The organism is Fretibacterium fastidiosum, assembly GCF_000210715.1.
GTDB classification, from domain to species: Bacteria; Synergistota; Synergistia; order Synergistales; family Aminobacteriaceae; genus Fretibacterium; species Fretibacterium fastidiosum.
This window is the reverse complement of the sequence record NC_021038.1, coordinates 59,226-60,326: the sequence shown is the minus strand read 5'-3', so window position 1 is coordinate 60,326 and position 1,101 is coordinate 59,226. Positions and strand designations below refer to the sequence as shown.

Below are 1,101 nucleotides of genomic sequence, written 5' to 3'. Positions count from 1 at the left end.
GAGAGATGAACCAGCGTATTCAGAGGTTTGACCGCATCCTGAAGCTCCGGGAGGACGGCCGTCGGGCCGAGCAGGTCACCCTGGCGGCGGAGCGCCGGGAGGAGCGGGGCGTCATGGACCGCCTGTCGGCCCTTGAGGGAGAGAGGGCCGAGGCCATCGCGGAGTTCCGCGGCGGCGACGAGAGGGTGACGAACGGCGCGGACCTCTGGTTTCAGCGGCAGTTCATCGACGCCATCAACACGAACATCGACAGGGGCAGGCAATCCCTGCAGGACGTCCGGCAGAGGATCCTGGGCACGGAGGCCCGGCTTGTGGAGCGCCACAAGGACGTGCGCATCATGGAGACCTACGTGGACCGCCTGAAGACGGCGGACTTCAAGGAGCGGCTCGACGCGGAACAGCTGGAGCTGGACGACGTGGCCACGCTGCACTGCGCGCGGGGCAAGAGGGGAGGAAGATGACGTGATCGGACCCAATCTGACGGGGGTGAATCGGGTGTTGAGCCGCATTGACGAGATCGTGCAGCGCTCCATGCCCGACGTGCCGGCCCAGGCGAACGCAAGGGATCGCTTCATCGACGTGCTGGACGAGGTCAGCAGGAGCCCAAAGCCCAGGGCCTCCGGCCGAACGTCCTACGAGGAGCTTCAGCCCGTGATCGATCGGTGCGCGGCGGACTACAACGTCGATTCCGAGATGATCCGCGCGATGATCGAGGTGGAGTCCGGCTGGAAGGCGGATGCGGTGTCCGGGAAGGGCGCTCGGGGTCTGATGCAGCTGATGCCGCGGACGGCGGCCATGTTGGGCGTGTCCGACCCCTTCGACCCTGAGCAGAACATCGAGGGCGGAGTTAAATACATCTCCGACCTGACCGATAAATATAAGGGCGACGTCGAGAGGGCCCTTGCGGCCTACAACGCGGGGTCAGCCCGCGTGGATTCGGGGAAAACCCCCTCCGCGACCGACCGTTACGTCAGAAACGTGATGGCCCTGTACCATCGCTATCGGGAGGAGAGCTAAAATGGCTGAGGAACGCACGCCCGCGCCCGACGCCGGCCAGGCGGAGGAGGAGAGAGCCCTCTCCGGCGGCGCCAAAAGCCGGCC

General features: G+C 65.9%; 2 protein-coding genes. Both read left to right on the top strand.

Features of this window, described 5'->3' with window-relative positions; all coding sequences use genetic code 11:
• On the top strand, positions 1 to 461 hold a 461-nt coding region (locus SY1_RS00295; protein WP_208872461.1), incomplete at its 5' end, for a flagellar export protein FliJ.
• A 1-nt stretch (position 462) separates the two neighbouring features.
• Entirely contained in the window at positions 463 to 1,017 is a 555-nt protein-coding gene (locus SY1_RS12495; RefSeq protein ID WP_279369686.1) for a lytic transglycosylase domain-containing protein, read from the top strand.
• Positions 1,018 to 1,101: the final 84 nt, after the last annotated feature.